At 62.7% G+C, this 1,896-nt stretch carries 6 protein-coding genes; 1 reads left to right on the plus strand and 5 read right to left on the minus strand.

All coding sequences use genetic code 11. The features are described 5' to 3' along the window. The coding region (locus tag EN935_RS33765; protein ID WP_281040388.1) for a Kazal-type serine protease inhibitor domain-containing protein at positions 1 to 267 on the plus strand (267 nt) is incomplete at its 5' end. Positions 268 to 339: 72 nt separating this feature from the next. Here the strand turns inward: EN935_RS33765 and EN935_RS33770 are convergent. The 5 genes from EN935_RS33770 to EN935_RS33785 all read right to left on the minus strand — a co-directional run bounded on the left by EN935_RS33770 (position 340) and on the right by EN935_RS33785 (position 1,727). Beyond that, positions 340 to 561 (minus strand): hypothetical protein, encoded by a 222-nt coding sequence (locus EN935_RS33770; protein ID WP_127265759.1) that lies wholly within the window; start codon positions 559 to 561, stop codon positions 340 to 342. A gap of 97 nt (positions 562 to 658) precedes the next feature. Beyond that, positions 659 to 796 carry a hypothetical protein gene (locus tag EN935_RS41080; protein WP_164482279.1) on the minus strand — a complete coding sequence of 46 codons (138 nt, stop codon included), beginning with the start codon at positions 794 to 796 and terminating at the stop codon, positions 659 to 661. Between the two features lie 44 nt (positions 797 to 840). Further along, entirely contained in the window at positions 841 to 1,110 is a 270-nt protein-coding gene (locus EN935_RS33775) for a hypothetical protein (protein ID WP_127265761.1), read from the minus strand. Further along, positions 1,107 to 1,376, minus strand: coding sequence for a hypothetical protein (locus tag EN935_RS33780; RefSeq protein WP_109659820.1), 270 nt, complete (start codon positions 1,374 to 1,376; stop codon positions 1,107 to 1,109). Before EN935_RS33780 ends, EN935_RS33775 begins: the two co-directional genes overlap by 4 nt. A gap of 144 nt (positions 1,377 to 1,520) precedes the next feature. Next, positions 1,521 to 1,727, minus strand: coding sequence for a cold-shock protein (locus tag EN935_RS33785; protein ID WP_023809797.1), 207 nt, complete (start codon positions 1,725 to 1,727; stop codon positions 1,521 to 1,523). Positions 1,728 to 1,896: the final 169 nt, after the last annotated feature.

Here is a 1,896-nt window from a genome sequence, read left to right on the forward strand (position 1 = left end):
AAGGAGTACGAGCCGGTCTGTGCCCGGCGCGGCGGCGACCGCCAGACTTTTGCCAATGCCTGCCTTGCCGACCGGGCCGGCTATCGCATCGTGCGCGACGGTCCGTGCCGCGACGGTGGTGGTGGCGGTGGTGGTGAAGAGCAGACGTTCTGCACCCGCGAATATGCGCCGGTGTGCGCTCGCCGGCACGGCGAGATGCGTACCTTCCCCAATTCCTGCGAAGCCCGCGCCGCGGACTATCGCGTCGTTGGCGACGGACCGTGCTGAGGGGCAGGGCGATATCCGCAGGACATGATCAGATCAGCAAAGGCGTGTGAAGATTGAAGCGCGCGCTGCCGGTCACGGTGCCGGATACGCCCCGTCGGCCGGGCCGGCGTAAAGCTCGCTGCCATCGTCGTCGCAAATGCGCAGGCGATCGGGGATTTGCGGCATGGCGAGCGTGTGGAACAGCGCGGTAGCACCCTGCAGCGCGGCGCGCAGGTTCGGCGCTTCCAGCGATACCTTGTCGAGCGTGGCTTCGTCGGCGTCGCGCGACCGGTAGAACTCGATGACGAAGTTCAAGCGCGCCTCCGTGGCAGAGCATTGCGCGGGCCTGTTCAATCAATTCGCCGCCTCACATAGGGACGGAGAGGGCGCACGAGGCGCGCCCTCCAGTTTGTCAGCCCTTCGATTTCGGCTTCAGGCTGCTCTCCGCCTGTTTGACCGACGAGCCGAACGGGGAGGCGGGCTTGGCCACGACCTTGTCCTTCTTCGGCTTGCGTGTCTCGCGGTTGCTTCGCTGTTGACCCTTGGACATGTCGTGCTCCTGCTGTGTGTTGGCTTGGCTTTGCGGTGGGGATCTCAGACGGTGACAACCGGGCTGTCGGCAACAACCGGGTCGGCCGGTTCGAGATTGTCTTCGGTGGTGACCCGCTCATGGGTCTCCTGCTCGCTGCGGATGCGGTATTGCGGCGAGCCGTCCTTGACCGGCAGCCTGCTCTTGATCTGGAACAGTTCGGCGGTCTTCTGGACGAGGCCGGTGCGGCTCTTCATGCGCACGGTCTGACCGATCGCAAACTGGTGCGCGGGCGTGTCGGTGCGCGGGCGCGCATTCTGCTGGAAACGGATCATGCTGCATTCTCCCTGTCGCGCTTCAGCGCTGTTTCGAGTTCGAGGTAATCGATGGCGACAAGCTGGCTGGTGGGCGGGTTTTTCACTGCCCTTGCCGGCAGATGGATGAAGGTGGCGACGCGGCGCCAGGCAAGCCGCGACATGCCCTCGATCAGCTCTTCGTCGTGATCGATGTCGTAGTCGCCGGCCGGCAGCTGCCCTTCCAGTCCGCCGAGCACGAAAGGTGCCGCGAAATGCGCGATGGAGTGGGTGGTGCGGTCCGGCATTGTCTTACCTGTGCAAAGCAGCGGTCCTGAAAGCAAAAAAGCGGGGACGAGCCCCGCTTTCCTATTTCCGGCAGTCGCTGGAAATAAGCCGCTTTCGAGAGCTGCCAGTACATCCGTGGTCAGCGTTCATCGAATTCGGCCGGATCAGATCAATTGCAAATTGGCGGCCGACTCGCGGCCCTTGGTGTCACGCTCCAACTCGAACTGCAGCTTCTGACCTTCGGCAAGTCCGGGGAAGCCGGCGCGCTCCAGTGCGCTGACATGGACGAAAACGTCCTTGCCGCCATCGGTCGGCTGAATGAAGCCGAAGCCCTTCTGGCCATTGTAGAACTTAACGGTTCCGGTGTTCATGTGGATCTTTCGAAGAATGAGACATGGCCGCGGAGCGAATATGCCGCGCGCCCGGTATCGAAGATTTGGAATGAGATTGGCGGGTCGAGAACCTCTGACGCCGCGATATGCCAATTCTGGCCCAAAGCCATCCTGTCTATATAGGCTGATGGGGCCGATTGTTCAAGAA

The organism is Mesorhizobium sp. M7D.F.Ca.US.004.03.1.1, assembly GCF_003998635.1.
Classification (GTDB): Bacteria; Pseudomonadota; Alphaproteobacteria; order Rhizobiales; family Rhizobiaceae; genus Mesorhizobium; species Mesorhizobium loti.

Bases quoted from the DNA above. Each gene is read 5' to 3' on its own strand.
- EN935_RS41080 (WP_164482279.1), bottom strand. From the start codon at position 796: ATGTCCAAGGGTCAACAGCGAAGCAACCGCGAGACACGCAAGCCGAAG.
- EN935_RS33775 (WP_127265761.1), bottom strand. From the start codon at position 1,110: ATGATCCGTTTCCAGCAGAATGCGCGCCCGCGCACCGACACGCCCGCG.
- EN935_RS33780 (WP_109659820.1), bottom strand. From the start codon at position 1,376: ATGCCGGACCGCACCACCCACTCCATCGCGCATTTCGCGGCACCTTTC.
- EN935_RS33785 (WP_023809797.1), bottom strand. From the start codon at position 1,727: ATGAACACCGGAACCGTTAAGTTCTACAATGGCCAGAAGGGCTTCGGC.